The organism is Methylobacterium sp. CM6241, from assembly GCF_054817845.1.
This window is the reverse complement of the sequence record NZ_CM139246.1, coordinates 2,847,212-2,862,411: the sequence shown is the minus strand read 5'-3', so window position 1 is coordinate 2,862,411 and position 15,200 is coordinate 2,847,212. Positions and strand designations below refer to the sequence as shown.

The 15,200-nt window shown below is 66.3% G+C and carries 13 protein-coding genes and 2 tRNA genes; 5 read left to right on the top strand and 10 right to left on the bottom strand.

All coding sequences use genetic code 11. From position 1 onward, the window contains the following. Positions 1 to 309: 309 nt before the first annotated feature. Positions 310 to 1,002 (bottom strand): NrsF family protein, encoded by a 693-nt coding sequence (locus tag ACYQR9_RS13265; protein WP_461226611.1) that lies wholly within the window; start codon positions 1,000 to 1,002, stop codon positions 310 to 312. Then, complete coding sequence (locus tag ACYQR9_RS13260; protein ID WP_461224390.1) at positions 995 to 1,585, bottom strand: RNA polymerase sigma factor; 591 nt, start codon at positions 1,583 to 1,585, stop codon at positions 995 to 997. The genes ACYQR9_RS13265 and ACYQR9_RS13260 overlap by 8 nt, the downstream gene beginning before the upstream one ends. A gap of 690 nt (positions 1,586 to 2,275) precedes the next feature. Between ACYQR9_RS13260 and ACYQR9_RS13255 the strand changes: the two genes are divergently transcribed. The 5 genes from ACYQR9_RS13255 to ACYQR9_RS13235 all read left to right on the top strand — a co-directional run bounded on the left by ACYQR9_RS13255 (position 2,276) and on the right by ACYQR9_RS13235 (position 7,668). After that, positions 2,276 to 3,733 (top strand): PAS domain S-box protein, encoded by a 1,458-nt coding sequence (locus tag ACYQR9_RS13255; protein ID WP_461226609.1) that lies wholly within the window; start codon positions 2,276 to 2,278, stop codon positions 3,731 to 3,733. A 335-nt stretch (positions 3,734 to 4,068) separates the two neighbouring features. Next, on the top strand, positions 4,069 to 4,545 hold the full coding sequence (locus tag ACYQR9_RS13250) for a CsbD family protein (RefSeq protein ID WP_461226607.1): 477 nt from the start codon (positions 4,069 to 4,071) through the stop codon (positions 4,543 to 4,545). Positions 4,546 to 4,635: 90 nt separating this feature from the next. Further along, the gene (locus ACYQR9_RS13245; RefSeq protein WP_461226606.1) at positions 4,636 to 5,553 is read left to right on the top strand and encodes a PhnA-like protein; all 918 of its coding nucleotides are present in this window, start codon (positions 4,636 to 4,638) and stop codon (positions 5,551 to 5,553) included. A gap of 77 nt (positions 5,554 to 5,630) precedes the next feature. Beyond that, positions 5,631 to 5,834 carry a CsbD family protein gene (locus ACYQR9_RS13240; protein ID WP_056429224.1) on the top strand — a complete coding sequence of 68 codons (204 nt, stop codon included), beginning with the start codon at positions 5,631 to 5,633 and terminating at the stop codon, positions 5,832 to 5,834. 424 nt (positions 5,835 to 6,258) lie between these two features. Further along, complete coding sequence (locus tag ACYQR9_RS13235; protein WP_207412110.1) at positions 6,259 to 7,668, top strand: TAXI family TRAP transporter solute-binding subunit; 1,410 nt, start codon at positions 6,259 to 6,261, stop codon at positions 7,666 to 7,668. Positions 7,669 to 7,832: 164 nt separating this feature from the next. Here ACYQR9_RS13235 and ACYQR9_RS13230 read toward each other — a convergent pair. The 8 genes from ACYQR9_RS13230 to ACYQR9_RS13195 form a co-directional block, all read right to left on the bottom strand. Further along, a tRNA-Gly gene (locus ACYQR9_RS13230) sits at positions 7,833 to 7,906 on the bottom strand. Between the two features lie 82 nt (positions 7,907 to 7,988). Then, positions 7,989 to 8,072 (bottom strand) — tRNA-Tyr (locus ACYQR9_RS13225). 88 nt (positions 8,073 to 8,160) lie between these two features. Then, positions 8,161 to 9,900: a single-stranded-DNA-specific exonuclease RecJ gene (recJ, locus tag ACYQR9_RS13220; protein ID WP_461229803.1), complete on the bottom strand. Its 1,740-nt coding sequence runs from the start codon at positions 9,898 to 9,900 to the stop codon at positions 8,161 to 8,163. Positions 9,901 to 10,129: 229 nt separating this feature from the next. Next, on the bottom strand, positions 10,130 to 11,530 hold the full coding sequence (locus ACYQR9_RS13215; RefSeq protein WP_056429217.1) for an NAD(P)(+) transhydrogenase (Re/Si-specific) subunit beta: 1,401 nt from the start codon (positions 11,528 to 11,530) through the stop codon (positions 10,130 to 10,132). A 4-nt stretch (positions 11,531 to 11,534) separates the two neighbouring features. Then, positions 11,535 to 11,975, bottom strand: a complete 441-nt coding sequence (locus tag ACYQR9_RS13210) for a proton-translocating transhydrogenase family protein (RefSeq protein WP_056429213.1) — start codon at positions 11,973 to 11,975, stop codon at positions 11,535 to 11,537. Between the two features lie 17 nt (positions 11,976 to 11,992). Further along, positions 11,993 to 13,135 (bottom strand): Re/Si-specific NAD(P)(+) transhydrogenase subunit alpha, encoded by a 1,143-nt coding sequence (locus ACYQR9_RS13205; RefSeq protein ID WP_207412112.1) that lies wholly within the window; start codon positions 13,133 to 13,135, stop codon positions 11,993 to 11,995. 94 nt (positions 13,136 to 13,229) lie between these two features. Beyond that, positions 13,230 to 13,523, bottom strand: coding sequence for an aa3-type cytochrome c oxidase subunit IV (locus ACYQR9_RS13200; RefSeq protein WP_056429210.1), 294 nt, complete (start codon positions 13,521 to 13,523; stop codon positions 13,230 to 13,232). Positions 13,524 to 13,823: 300 nt separating this feature from the next. Further along, positions 13,824 to 15,188 carry an ABC1 kinase family protein gene (locus ACYQR9_RS13195; protein WP_461226603.1) on the bottom strand — a complete coding sequence of 455 codons (1,365 nt, stop codon included), beginning with the start codon at positions 15,186 to 15,188 and terminating at the stop codon, positions 13,824 to 13,826. Positions 15,189 to 15,200: the final 12 nt, after the last annotated feature.

Sequence of the window (15,200 nt, the reverse complement as noted above, 5' to 3'; positions counted from 1 at the left end):
TGATCAAGGGATGATGACTGTGGAGGCCGAATCGAGCCTGCGGCTTGGTCGTCCATTCGCTGTCCGGCCTCCACCTCGGATGCGGAGTCATACCGTTCCGCGAACGACGGCACCGGCCGCACGCTCGTTGAAGATGGGAACGACGAGACTGTCGGTCGGCGTGAAGATATGCGCCGAGGGAGATGGCACGGTCATGCGTGTCGTCGGCGGACGGAAGGGCCGGTCGAAGGACGTTAGCGCGGCATGATCTAGGCCATCTCACCGGCCGCCGCGGGGCCCCGCTCGATCGGACGCGCCGCCCCTGCCCGCCTACGGATCGGCCTCCGACGCCGTGGCGGCCGGGCGTCGGCGGGGCGCGCCTTCGAGGATGCGCCCGCCGAGGAGTCCGTTGAGGCCGACCACGATGAAAACGGCCACGAGGTGCACCGCCAGATCCGTCGCGGTGGCGTCGTGGGGATGGAACGGAACCAGAAGCGCCGCTGCCGCCGCCGCGACGGCCAAGCCTCCGAGAGCCGCCGTGAGGCTCGGGTTCAAGGGGCAGGCCCGGCGCAACATCGTGACGAGCAGGATTGAGAGCGGCAGAGAGACGCCCATCAGGAAGACGAAGCAGCCGCGCATCTCTCCAGTTTCGGCGAGGTTCGAAGCCGGAGCGAGCCAGGCCCGCAGGCAACCGAGCCCGCTGACGCCGAGCCACACAACCAGAGGCGGGATCGGCAGAAGAGCCCAGGCCCGGCTGCGGCCCGGCACGCTGCTCTGGAAGGCTGCGAAGGCCGCAGCCATGCTGGTCAACATTGCCCCCAGCGCGGCATAGCGAAGATCCGGAACGCCGAGGCGCAATTGCAGGCTGGCGGCGTCGGATAGGGGCAGCAGGAGGATGGCCAGGGCGAGCACGGCGGAGAACCAGGCGACGGCCCGCCATCCCGGCCCCGGCAGCGGGCGGACCGGCGCGAGCGACCGGGCCAGCTCCTCGACGAGACGTTCGTGGCTGGCGGGATCAGACATCCGAGCCCTCCTTGCTGGATGAGAGAGCGGCACGCAGGGCTTTCAGAGCCCGATGGAAATTGACTTTCAGCGCCGTCTTGGTCCGCCCGGTGAGAACTGACGCCTCCTCGAGGGATAACTCGCGCAGGGCGATGTGTTCGATCGCCTCGCGCTGCCCCGGGGGAAGATGGGCGACGGCCTCGGTCACGGCCCGACGCCGGGCTCGGATTTCAAGATCGTGCCCGGGCGGGGGCCCATCATCGGCGCGTGTCTCGTAGGCGATCGGATCGTGGACCTCTCGTGGCCGACGGCTGTCGTACCGCATGGCGTCGATGGCGCGCCGATGGGCGATCGCGCGGAGCCACGGGAGAAAGGGCCTGGACGGGTCGTAGCTGGCCCGCGCCCGGTGGATCGTCAGCAGAGTGTCCTGGACCACATCGTCGAGGCTCGGCCCCTGCACGCCCTTGGCCCTCGCCATCGCGGAGATGACGGGCACGCAGTCTCGCAGGAATTGGCGATAGGCGACGGCATCGCCGTTCTGAGCCGCCTGCATCGCAGCTGCGAGTGACGCCTCGCCGGACGATGGCGTCGATCGGGCGGGCATGGACGCGATGCTTCCGGGGGCTTCGGACCGAGCCGGTAGGACGGAGAAGCGGCCCGAATATGCCGCCTGCGCCAGGCTCATCGCCAAGACTCTAATTCGCTGCCGGGGACTTGGCCACACCGCCCTCCGCCATCGAGATCGTGGCAACGGCATTCCGCCGCGACGGCTGGAGCGCGGGCAAGCGTGCTCATGTGGAACGGTCCCCTTATCGCAACTCAGGTTCGACGGCGGCTCTGAGACGGATTTCGGCGATCACACGCTCCCGGTTACGTCAGGGGCAGCGATGGTCGCGGGCCGGGGACACACCGGCTCGCTCCGTGACGACGCGCCCCCCGTTGGAACGCGGGACTTTCCGCCTCTTGCCTCCGCGTGCCCACACCAAAAACTTTCGAGCGATGAGTGGATAGGGCGCGTTATTTCGTCGGTTTCTTTTTAGTTCGAATCTTTATTTGTAAATTGATTTGTCTCGATGTTCAGAGCGTAACTTCTCAAGGTAAAGAACGGGTCCTGTTCCATCAGATAATGAATATTTAAGTTCGCCAATCGTCATCATGAATGGGTGCACCGAAATCAAGAGCGCTGAGTTCAGCGAGATATACCAATGTTTTGACGCTTTACCCTGGAACTGCTTACGCATGCATCTGTTGAAGGCGGGGCTGTGGCCCGGATCGGGGAGCGGTGGGAGCGACGGTGACACTTGGCGTCGACAGGTACGAACTCCGGCAGATCATCGCCGGCCTCAGCGAGGGGGTGATCCTGGTCGAGCCGGACCAGACCATCGCCTATGCCAACGAGGCTGCCCTGGCGATGCATGGCGTGGAATCCATGGACGTGCTCGGGGAAACGGTCGATGCCTATCGCGAGCGTTTCGCCCTGCGCTACCGCAACAATCGCACCCCCAATCAATATCCGATCGAGCGCGTCGTATCCGGCGAGACGTTCCACGACGTGATCGTCGAGGTGACCCGGACCGACAAGCCGGACGTGACCTTCGTCCATTCCCTCCGCAGTCTCGTGGCGATGGATCGGGAGGGCAATCCGAGTTGCCTCGCCCTCATCCTGAAGGACGTCTCGGACCAGTTCGAGGCCGAGGACCGCTTCGAGAAGACCTTCAACGCGAATCCGGCCCCGGCCGTGATCTGCCGGCTTTCCGACCTGCGCCACGTGAAGGTCAATCTCGGGTTCCTCGAGATGACGGGCTACACCCGGGATGCCGTCATCGGCCGCAGCGTCTACGAGGTCGATGTGCTGGCGGGCGCCCGCAACCGTGACCTGGCCATCTCGCGCCTGAACGAGGGTGGCACCATCCCGCAGATGGAGGCCTGTCTCGATCTGCCCGACGGGGGCGAGCGTCACGTCATCGTCGCTGGCCAGCCGATGGAGCTCGGCGAAGAAGCCTGCATGCTCTTCACCTTCGCCGACCTCGAATTGCGCCGGAAGGCCGAGATGGCTTTACGCCAGAGCGAGGAGCGTTTCGCCAAGGCATTCCGCCTGACCCCCGTGCCAACCGTGCTGGCACGGGCGGACGGTTTCACGATCACGGGGGTGAACGAGGCCTTCAGCCGGGTCTTCGGCCATGCCAGCGATACGGTCGCCGGGCGTTCGCCCGCGGAACTCGGGCTCTGGGTTCACGAGGCGGCCCGCGAGAAATTCGAGAACGCGGTGGCTCTGACCGGCTACGTCATCGGCCTTGAAGTCTGCCTCTGCCACCAGGACGGAACCAGCCTCGATTGCCTCGTCTCGGCCGAACGGGTCGAGATCGGGGACGATGTCTTTGCACTCCTCGTCCTGCAGGACATCACGGAGCGCAAGCGCGGCGAGCGCGACCTGTTCGAGGCTATCGAGACCGTCATGGCCGATACGTCCTGGTTCAGTCGCGGGCTCATCGACAAACTCGCCAACCTGCGCGGGCCGGGAGGCGATCACATGGATGCGATCGCGCCGAACATGACGGTGCGCGAGCGGCAGATTCTCGATCTCATCTGCTCCGGGCTCGGTGACGATGCCATCGCCAAGCGCCTGACCCTGTCCCGAAACACCGTGCGCAACCACGCCGCCGCCCTCTACCGCAAGCTCGGCGTGCACAAGCGCTCGGAAGCCATCGTCTGGGGACGGAACAATGGGTTTCCAGCCGGATCAACCGGTTAAATAAAATCCCTCTACCAGTACAAATGAACCATTGATTGGCGGGTGATGCGCGCCAGCTAAGATGTCGAACTGCAAGGCATGCAGGTGTGGGCGCCAAGAACATCCAATGGATATCTGAACGAGACTAAATCTGCAGCAGAGGCGCATACTACAAAGGCCTCGATCAAATACGTCGTCATCGAAATGTTCGGTGACGTAAAGATCGCCGACTAATGAAAAATCAGCGGAAACTTCTCTGATCTGGACGGTTGTCCGAAGCGAAATCGTCGGTCTGGCGTATTCTGGGTAATACCAGCGCGATCCTATCGAATGAGTACGTAAACAGGGGGAATACCATGGTCGATACCTATCGGATCACTGGAGTCGCCGAGGAACTCGGTGGGAAGATCCAGGGGGCTGTCGGCGATCTGACCGGTTCGAGCCGAAATTCCGTCGAAGGCCGTGCACGCGAAGTCCAAGGCAAGGCCGAGAACCTTTACGGCCAAGCCAAAGACGCGATCGTCGAGGCTGCCAGTGCCATCCGCAACGCCATCGACGACGTTGCCGGTCCAGACGGGCGTGAGATCAAGGCTCGTGTGCGTGAGGCTCAGGACGCCGCCGGCGAAACCTATGAGCGTGCCGAACGCTCCGTGCGCAATGCCGGACGCGAGGTCTACGATGACGCCGAGGATACCTACCACAACCTTGGCAATCACCTGCGCCGGGGTGGTCGGGAGATGACCCATCAGGTTGCCGAACATCCCGTGGCCGCCCTGCTGGCCGCCGGCCTCCTCGGCTACGGAATCGGCCTCCTCGTCCACGGGCGCGACTAAGCTCCCGCCATCCCTACACTTTCCCCTTCGTCCTTCCCCGCTTGGACGACCGAATCCTTCGGTTTGCCGACGACCTCGGAGCTTTGTCACGTGTCTTCTTCCGCCAACATTCTGGCATCGCCGATCGCCACCGCCGACACCCGCACCGTCCTGCTGAACCAGGTGTCGTGGGGCGCGATCTTCGCCGGCGCCGTCACCGCCCTGGTGACCCAGGTCATCCTCAACATGGTCGGCGTCGGCATCGGCTTGTCCAGCGTCGGACCGGTGGCCGCCGACAACCCGGCTGCCTCGACCCTGTCGCTCAGCGCCGGCATCTGGTTCATCGTCTCGGGCATCGTGGCCGCCCTGGCGGGCGGCTTCATCGCCGGGCGTCTGTCGGGCAAGCCCGTCACGGGCGCCGCCGGCCTGCACGGCCTCGTCTCCTGGGCGGTAACCACCCTGGTGGTGCTCTACCTCCTCACCTCGGCGGCCGGTGGCCTCATCGGCGGGGCCTTCTCGGGCGTGACCAGCACGCTGGGCGGAGCCGGCTCGCTGGTCGGCGGCACCGTGCAGACCGCGGCCCAGGCCGCCGCCCCGTCGCTGTCGAAGATCACCAACCCGCTCGACGGCATCGAGCAGAGCGTCCGCAACCAGGCCGCCGGCCAGGACCCGCAGGCCGCCAAGGACGCCGCCGTCGCCGCGATCCGCGCCCTGTTCACGGGTGATCCGAGCCAGAAGGCCCAGGCCGAGAACCGTGCCGCCGACGCGCTGGCCAAGGCCCAGGGCATCCCGGTCGACCAGGCCAAGACGCAGATCCAGGACTACCGCAAGCAGTACGAAGAGACCGTCGCCACCGCCAAGCAGAAGGCCGAGGCCGCGGCCGTCGCCGCCAAGTCCGCCGCCACCCAGGGCGCCTTCTACGGCGCGCTCGCCCTGATCCTCGGCGCGCTCGCCGGCTTCTTCGGCGGCCGCCTCGGCGCCCCGAAGCTCCACACCCTCGCCGACAGCTACGGCGCCCGCCGCGCCTGAGCCCATCCCCGGCCGGTCACCCGCGACCGGCCGGACCTCCCCCTGCGATCTCATTCTCGAACCGAAGGAGCATCCCCATGAGCAGCACCACGGACAAGCTGAAGGGCCTCGCCAACGAAGCCGCCGGCAACGTCAAGCAGGCGGCCGGCAAGGTCACGGGCAACGACACGCTGGTCGCCGAGGGCAAGGCCCAGGAACTCAAGGGCGAGGCCCAGCGCACCGTCGGCGAGGCCAAGGACGGCGTCGCCTCGGTGGTCGACACGGTCACCGGCAAGCGCTGAAGCGGCAAGCGAGGCAGAGCACCGCTCTGCCTCCACGCGCATGCGGATATTTCGGCGGAGCCGATTGGGTTCGCGCCGCTTGCCGCACTGTCAAAGAACGTGTCTCGTCGGTCCTCCGTGCAGGCAGCGGTCACCAGCCCCTCGGTCTCACACCAGGTTTGCTGCCGGTCTTGAGCGCCGATCCCCCTCATTCCGGAAAGTCTCGATGCTCCGTAAACTCCTGACCGTTTTCGTGCTTCCGAAGATCATCGCCTATATCACCCGCCGTCTCAGCGGCGGGGCCACCACACAGCCGCGTCGGCCCCGCTGACATCGCTCCACCTCGAACTCGCGTGATCCCGCCGGCACGATCCCCACGCCCTACCATCCGGTGTGGCATGATGCAGCGTGCCGTCCGGCAAAGCGGCGAGCGGAGTGCCGAGACATGAAATTCGCCGGCCGCATCATTCGCCGTGAATTCGTCTTCCTCCTCCTGGCCGTGCTGCTCGGCCTGGGAGCCGCCACGGCCTACTGGATCTCGCGGGCGACCGTCCTCACCATCGCGGTCGCGCCGAAGGACGGGACCGAGCCGGCGCTGATCCAGGCCTATGCCGATGCTCTTGCCCGGAGACACAAGGAGATCCGTCTCAAGGTCATCGCCCTCGACGACGTCAGGGACAGTGCCGCCGCCCTACAGGAGGGTCGCGCCGACCTCGCCGTGGTCCGCCCCGATGTCGACTTGCCGGATAATGCTCTGACCCTAGCGATCCTCCGCGATCAGGCCATGATTATCGCGTCTCCCGAGCCATCCGGATTGACGAGTTTCCCCGAACTCGACCGGAAGCGTCTCGCGATCCTCGCGCATCGCGACGCCGACCAAGCACTGATCAAGGCGATGGTGGGGCATTACGGCCTGACGCTGCTCGACAAGGACCCGGACGGACCGCTGCCGCCGCGCCACGTTGCCCTCGTGGAGATGACCGAAGCCGAGCTTCCGGCGGCATTCGCCAAGAAGCGGGTCGATGCCGTGGTCTCGGTCATTTCCCCGACCGCGCCCACGGCACAGCGGATCGTCGGCATCGTTCAGGCGGCCAGCAAGACGCGAAAGGTCGCTTTCGTGACCGTCGAGAACGCCGACGCCATCGTCGCGCGGATGCCGCGTCTGCAATCGGTCACCATGCCGGCCGAGACGTTCGGCGGCAGTCCCAAAGTTCCGGCCGAGGATGTCCACACGGTGGGAGCGTCCTATCGCCTGATGGCGCGGGCTGGCCTGTCCCGCCCTGTCGCGGCAGACGTGACCCAGCATTTGTTCGAGCTGCGCAGCGGCATGGCCAACGTCACCGCTGCCGCCGACTACATGCAGGCGCCGAGCTACGACAGCACGGCCGGCGCGACGAGCGCGCGGCTACCGATCCACCCGGGCGCCGTCGATTTCTACGAGCGCGAACAGCAAGGCTTCATCGAACGCTACGAGACCTGGATCTACCTCGTCGCCTTCCTCGGTGGCGGTATCGGCTCGGCATTGGCCTGGATCGGACAGCGTCTGTCGCGGTTGCGCCGGGAACGGATCGAGGAGGCCACCGACCGCCTCCTGCAGATCCGCCAGGAGGCGCAAGGTATCGCCGACCCGACGCGCCTCGAAGGCCTCGCCCGTGAGATCGACGATCTCGCCGGGGATATCGCCAAGCACGCCCTGGAGCGTCCGACGGAGGCGAAGACCCTCTCGGCCGCCGCCATCGCCATCGATGCCGCGCGGTCCACGGTCAAACGCACGATCGCAGCCGGACATTACGCCCCCGACTCTCCCGGATTGGCCGGGCGCACAACAAACTCGGAATCGGTCGCGGCGGATTGAAGGCAAGCGGTCCGGCCCGCCTGCTCGACCGGCCCGAGGCGCTGCTTATTCATGCTGGTCGAGGAGGAAGAGGGGCGCCGCGCCGGGGGCGTCACCTGCACGTTCACCGAGAGGGAAGGACGGCCTCACCCGGCAACGTCGTTCGCATCGGTCGGGGAAGAAAGTGGAGCGGGTACCGGGAATCGAACCCGGGTATTCAGCTTGGAAGGCTGCTGCTCTACCATTGAGCTACACCCGCATATGGCGCCCGATAGCATGGCGACGCGGTCTTGAGAAGGTGATCCCTTCATCGGCCGTGCTGCCAGCGTGTCGGTATGGATTGGTGGGGGAAGTAGGACTCGAACCTACGAAGCTTACGCAGCGGATTTACAGTCCGCCCCCTTTGCCGCTCGGGACATTCCCCCAAACCACCGCCTTTCGGCAGCGCGCGGGCCCTTATGGTGAGGGCTTGCGCGGGTGTCAACACATCCTGCGCATGCGGGCGCGCAAAGTTCAGGGTGTGGCGAGATCACCAATGCGCAATTGCACCCTCTCGCCGCCGCGCCAGGTATCGATGGCGAGGGTGCCGGCCACGTGGAATTCCTGCCCGATCCCGCCGAGGAGCGCCTGCCCCAACGGCCCCTGCGCGGAACGGAAGGCAATGGCGCCGATGGCCTGGCCATCCCGGCTCCTGAAGCGCGCGCGCACATGGCCGTTGCCGACGATGCCCGCATCGACGAGCCGGTGATGCGACAGGGCGAAGACGGGCTCCGGCGCCCCGGCACCGAACGGCCCGGCGCGCTGGACGAGGCGAACCACCTCCGCCGTCGCACCGCCCGCGCTCACCGTACCGTCGATGAGGAGCGCTTCCACCGCCCTCGCCACCGCCACCGCTGCTGCGAGGGCGGTGGCGAGAAACTCGCCGAAGAGCCTGGGATCGTGGCACGGCAGCGTTGCGCCAGCCGCCATGGCGTGCCCGCCGCCCTTGACGAGAAGGCCTGCATTCACTGCCTCCCGCACCGCAAATCCGAGATCGACCCCGGCTACGGAGCGGCCCGACCCCGTTGCCGTCCCGTCCGGCCGTAGGGCGAACGCGAAAGCCGGTCGACCGAAACGTTCCTTCAGGCGGGCCGCCACGAGGCCGACCACGCCTGGATGCCAAGTGGCGGAGGCGGTCACCAGGACCGGCTTGTCCGGATCCAGGGTCAGGGCGCGATCCATCTCGGCCTCGGCTTCGAGAACGGCCTGCGCCTCGATGCCCTGGCGTTCGCGGTTGAGGAGATCGAGTTCGGTGGCGATACGGTTCGCCTCGGCCTGATCGGTGCTGGTGAGAAGGGCGGCACCGAGCCCCGCATGGCCTATGCGCCCGCCGGCATTGATGCGCGGACCGAGGAGATATCCGAGATGCCAGGATTCCGGCGGCTCGCTCAAGGATGCCGCATCGAACAGGGCGGCGAGGCCGATCCGGCCCCGGCCGCGCATCACTTTCAGTCCCTGGACGACGAAGGCGCGGTTGAGGCCGGTCAGTGGCACCACGTCGGCCACCGTCGCCAGCGCCACCAGATCCAGGGATTCGGCGAGATCGGGCAGATCTTCCCTCCCTCCCCGCCTCAGGCGGCGGTTGAGCGCTACGAGGGTGAGGAAGACGACACCTGCCGCGCAGAGGTGGCCGAAGCCCGAAATGTCGTCGAGCCGGTTCGGGTTCACCAAGGCGCGCACCGAGGGCAGGACCTCCGGTGCGCCGTGATGATCGAGGACGATCACATCGAGGCCGAGCTCGGCCGCGGCTGCGAGGGGCTCGTGGCCGCTCGTGCCGCAATCGACGCAGACGAGGAGCTTTGCCCCGCCCTCCGCCAGCGACGTGACCGCTGCCACGTTGGGGCCGTACCCTTCCGTGATGCGGTCCGGAATGTGGACGTCCACCGTCAGGCCGAGAGAACGTAGGTAGCCGGCGATCAGCGCCGCGCTCGCCGCGCCATCGACGTCGTAATCGCCGAACACCGCCACATGCTCGTGGCTCTCGACCGCACGGGCGAGCCGTTCGGCCGCGCCCTCCATGTCCACCAGGCGGGACGGGTCCGGCATAAGGTCGCGTAGTCGCGGCTGGAGATAGGCCTCTGCTTCGTCGGGCCGGACGCCACGGGAGGCGAGGACACGGGCGAGAAGGTCGGGCAGGCCATGGGCCTGAACCATCGTCGCGGCATAGGCCTGGGCGGCCGCCTCGCCGCAGCGGTCACGCCAGGGCCGCCCCATGATGGAGCGGGTGACGCCGAGGAAGGCGCGGGTTGGGGCGAGGGCTGAGGCAGCTGACACGCAATCAGTCTACCCGGCCGGGGCTATCCGGCGCTACTGCGCTGCCGGCTTCGCGGTGACGCGTGGGGCAAGACCGGAACTCGCTCTTACCCAGACGAGAAAAGGGCCGGCGCATGGTGCCGACCCTTCGCAGTCGAGACTGACGGGGCGGAGGGCCGCCCCACGTCGCTCAGAGGTTCTTGACGATCGAGTCCACGACCTTCTTGGCATCGCCGAAGAGCATCATGGTGTTGTCGCGGAAGAAGACCTCGTTTTCCACGCCGGCATAGCCGGAGCCCATTCCGCGCTTGATGAAGAGGACCGTCTTGGCCTTCTCCACGTCGAGGATCGGCATGCCGTAGATCGGCGAGGTCTTGTCGGTCTTGGCGGCCGGGTTGGTGACGTCGTTGGCGCCGATGACGAAGGCCACGTCCGCCTGCGGGAAGTCGCCGTTGATGTCCTCGAGCTCGTGGACCTCGTCGTAGGGCACATTGGCTTCCGCCAGCAGCACGTTCATGTGTCCGGGCATGCGGCCGGCGACGGGATGGATGGCGTATTTCACGTCGACGCCTTCCTTCTTGAGCAGGTCCACCATCTCGCGGAGCGAGTGCTGGGCCTGCGCCACCGCCATGCCGTAGCCGGGGACGATGATGACGCGCTCGGCATTCTTCATGATGTAGGCCGCATCGTCGGCCGATCCCTGCTTCACGGGGCGCGTCTCGACAGCCCCACCCGCACCGGCCGCAGCGGCGTCGCCGCCGAAGCCACCGAGGATCACGGAGATGAACGAGCGGTTCATCGCCTTGCACATGATGTAGGACAGGATCGCACCGGAGGAGCCGACGAGGGCGCCGGTGATGATGAGCGCGAGGTTGCCCAGGGTGAAGCCGATGCCGGCCGCCGCCCAACCCGAATAGGAATTGAGCATCGACACGACGACGGGCATGTCCGCGCCGCCGATCGGGATGATCAGGAGCCCGCCGAGCACGAAGGACAGCACCACGATCAGCCAGAAGATCGCCTTGCTCTCGGTGCCAATGAACACGGCGATCAGGCCGACCAGGGCGATGCCCAGGGCGATGTTGATCGCGTGCCGCTGCGGCAGCATGATCGGCTTGCCGGACATGCGTCCGTCGAGCTTGGCGAAGGCGATGACCGAACCGGTGAAGGTGATCGCGCCGATGGCGACGCCGAGCGCCATCTCGAACAGCGATTCCTTATGGATATGGCCGTTCTCGAGGATGCCGACTGCCTGCGGGGCATAGAGCGTGCCCGCTGCGCCCGCCACGGCGGCGAGACCCACGAGGGAGTGGAAGGCGGCCACGAGCTGAGGCATGGCGGTCATCGGCACCCGCTTGGCGATCACCGCGCCCGCGCCGCCGCCGATGGCGAGGCCGAGGAGGACGATGATCCAGGCGCCGAATCCGGCTGGCGGATGGCCGACCAGGGTGGTCAGGACCGCGAGGCCCATGCCGACCATGCCGTACAGGTTACCCTGCCGCGACGTGGTCGGGTGCGAGAGCCCCCGCAGCGCCATGATGAACAGGACGCCGGAGACGATGTAGAGAAGGGCGGAGACGTTCTGGGACATCGTCTCAAGCCTTCTTCTTGTACATGGCGAGCATGCGCTGTGTGACGAGGAACCCGCCGAAGATGTTGACGCTGGCGAGCACGATGCCCACGAAGCCGAAGAAGCGAGCCCAGCCGGTTCCCTTCTCGATCAACGGTACGCCCGCCGCCAGCAGCGCGCCGACGATGATGACCGAGGAGATCGCGTTGGTGACCGACATCAGGGGGGTGTGGAGCGCCGGGGTCACCGACCACACCACGTAGTAGCCGACGAAGATCGCGAGCACGAAGATCGCGAGCTGGAAGACGGTGGGATCGACCGCGCCATGGGTGACGACGGAGATGCCATGGCTGAGGCCTTGGCTGAGGCTGTCGGCGATGCTCTGCGCCTGGTCGGCGGAGGCACGGGCGGCGGCAGCGGCGGCGCGCGCCTGCTCGGCGGCCTGTTCGGGGGGAAGGGTGGCCATCTGTCTCTCCGCCGGGGTCAGGCTGCTTTGGGCTGGAAGGCGGGGTGGACTACCTGTCCGTCCCGGGTGAGGTTCGTCGCCTTCACGAGCTCGTCATCCCATTTGATGGCGAGGGCCTTGGCTTCCTTGTCGATCAGAGTCTCGACGAACGCGAACAGGTTTCTGGCGTAGAGGCTGGACGCCGTGGCCGCGAGGCGGCCGGCGACGTTCACGTGGCCGACGATCTTGACGCCGTTCTCGGTGGTGACGATCTCGCCCGCTTCGGCACCGGCGACGTTGCCGCCGCGCTCGACGGCGAGGTCGATGAGCACCGAACCCGGCTTCATGGACGCGACCATGGATTCCGACACGAGCTTCGGGGCCGGCCGACCGGGGATCAGCGCCGTCGTGATGACGATGTCCTGCTTGGCGATATGCGTCGCCACGAGCTCGGCCTGCTTCTTCTGGTATTCGGCAGACATTTCCTTGGCATAGCCACCGGACGTCTCGGCCTGCTTGAACTCGTCGTCCTCCACGGCCACGAACTTGGCCCCGAGGGATTCGACCTGTTCCTTGGTGGCGGGCCGCACATCCGTGGCCGTCACCACGGCTCCCATGCGCCTGGCGGTGGCGATGGCCTGGAGACCGGCGACACCGACACCCATGACGAAGACGCGGGCGGCCGGCACGGTGCCGGCGGCGGTCATCATCATCGGCATGGCGCGCCCGTATTCGGCGGCACCATCGACCACGGCGCGGTAGCCCGCGAGATTGGCTTGGGAGGACAGGACGTCCATCACCTGGGCGCGGGTGATGCGGGGCATCAGCTCCATCGAGAAAGCGCTGATGCCGGCATCCGCCATGGCCTGCAGCGCGGTCTCGTTCCCGTAGGGATCCATGATGGCGACGACGGTGGCGCCGCTCTTCAGAAGCTTCAGCTCGTCCTCGCTGGGGCGCCTGACCTTGAGGACGAGATCGGCGTCCTTCGCCGTCTCCTCGGCCGTTGCGGCGATGCTGGCGCCCACCGCTTCGTATTCCGCGTCCGGAACACCGGCCTTCAGGCCCGCGCCGGACTGGACCGTGACGTCGACGCCGAGTCCTCTGAATTTTTTGATCGTATCGGGCACCGCCGCCACCCGCGGCTCAGCGGGATCAGACTCTGTCAGGACAGCGATGCGCATTCAAAGACCTCCTTCGGCAATCATGCTCGATTGCCGCGGCTTAGCAGGAATATAGAGCCGCGGATCGCTGGTATACCAGCGATCCTGGGCTACGTCACGCGAAGAAGAGGTACAGCGCCAGCAGGAGCGCCACCGCGAACGGTGCCTTCCAGCCGATGCTGGGTACGAATGCACCCACGGCGCCGGCGGCTCCCGACAGGAGAACACCGAAGATGGCGGTGAGCCAGGCCTCGTGAATACCGCCCACGGCCAGGGCGAGCACCCAGCAGATCACCACGCCCGTGCCGATTTCCACAAACCGGACAAAGCCGCGATAGGTCTGTTCGTGGGTCTTCTCGTCCATCGCCGGGCTGTAATGCACGCCGGTCACGCTCTTCGCATCAGCCATCTTGCGCTCGTCCCCTTGGTCATCATCTTGATTGGTTCCAAGCGGATTTAGCGCAAGCCTCGATCGCTCGCAATCGAGATACCGACTGGCGAAAATATGGGAAGCGGGATTTATCCAATGGAATGACAGTTCATCCCCGCCTGTCATGGGCGAGCTTACCCGCAGGCGGTCGTGCCCGCCCTTCGGTGCTTCCCGGTGGCGAACAAGACTCGTGGGAACGGGCCGAAGCGGACCCGCCCGGTCTTCGACGGATCGCCGGTGTTCGAAGGCGGGTTCGCTGAAAGCCGCTTCGCGATCTACCTAGACCGGGAGCGGAAGGCCTGCCGCCATCAGGGCCGTGCCCTGCCGCTCGGTCAGGGTTTCGAGGGAAAAGCGCTCGATCTCGGTCTCGAACAGCCGATGGTAATTCAGCTCCGAACGCAGGTGCAGGAACACGGCGCCGAGCCCCACCGCCGCCCGGTCCATGAAGACGAATTCCTGTGGCACCGTCACGGGGCCGCGCTGCTTCAGGGCTTGGTGCACCTCGAAGGCCTGCCGCCGCCCGTATTCTCCGGGCTTGACCCCATCGGCCACGGTCCTCGTGCGGTCCTCCAGGATTGGGCCGTAGATGAACCGCGCCCAGATGTTGAGGATCTCGATCAGCTCCTTGGTGAGGTTCTTGAACCCCCAGACCTCGTAGGCGTGGACGATCCGGGCATGGTCGTTGTCGAGAAGACCGCGATAGAGATCGACCACCCCACCCACGAAGCGGGGGTGGAAGATGCGAACGCAGCCGTAATCCAGAAGATTGATGCCGCGCGCCTCACCGTCCTCCGAGAACACGGTATAATTGCCGAGATGCGGGTCGCCATGGATGACGGCGGCTCGGCTGAAAGGGTGCCACCACGCCTTGAACATCGCCTGCGCGAGGCGGTTGCGGACCTCGATCGGCTCCTCGGTGAAGTCGAGGATCCTGTCCCCCTCGAGCCAGCCCAGGGTGAGGAGGCGCTTCGTCGAAAGATCCGTGTGGATCGCCGGCACCCTCACATCCGCGATGTCCTGCAATACCGCCCCGTAGAGGGCGGCATGTTTCGCCTCGCGCTCGTAATCGAGTTCCTCCCTGACTCGGGCTCCGATCTCCTTGGCGATCTCGCGGGTATCGAGCCACGAACTGAGGCGGCGATGGAGAGCGAAGGCGATTTCCAACTGCTTCAGATCGGCCTCCACGGCCGATTGCATGTCGGGATACTGAAGCTTGCAGGCGAAGGGTGTCCCATCCAGGCCGGTCGCGCGATGGACCTGGCCGAGGGAGGCGGCGGCAGCAGGCCTGAGATCGAAGGAGCCGAACCTTTTCTGCCAATCGGGTCCGAGCTCGGCCATCATCCGGCGCTTGACGAAGGCCGCTCCCATGGGCGGCGCGTCGGATTGCAGTTTCTGTAGCTCGGTCGCGTATTCCGGTGGCAGCAGATCCGGCACGGTGGCGAGCAGCTGCGCCACCTTCATGATCGGGCCCTTCAGCCCGCCGAGGGCCTGTGCCAATGCCGCCGCGTTGGTCGGCGTCTCGCCCTTACCGAAGAACTTGGCGCCGGCCATGCGCGCGGCGACGCCGCCCACATTCGCACCCACCCGGGCATAGCGGCTGGCGCGCGCCGAGAAGCGGTTGGCTTCGTTGTCGTGATCGGCCATCGAATCCATTCT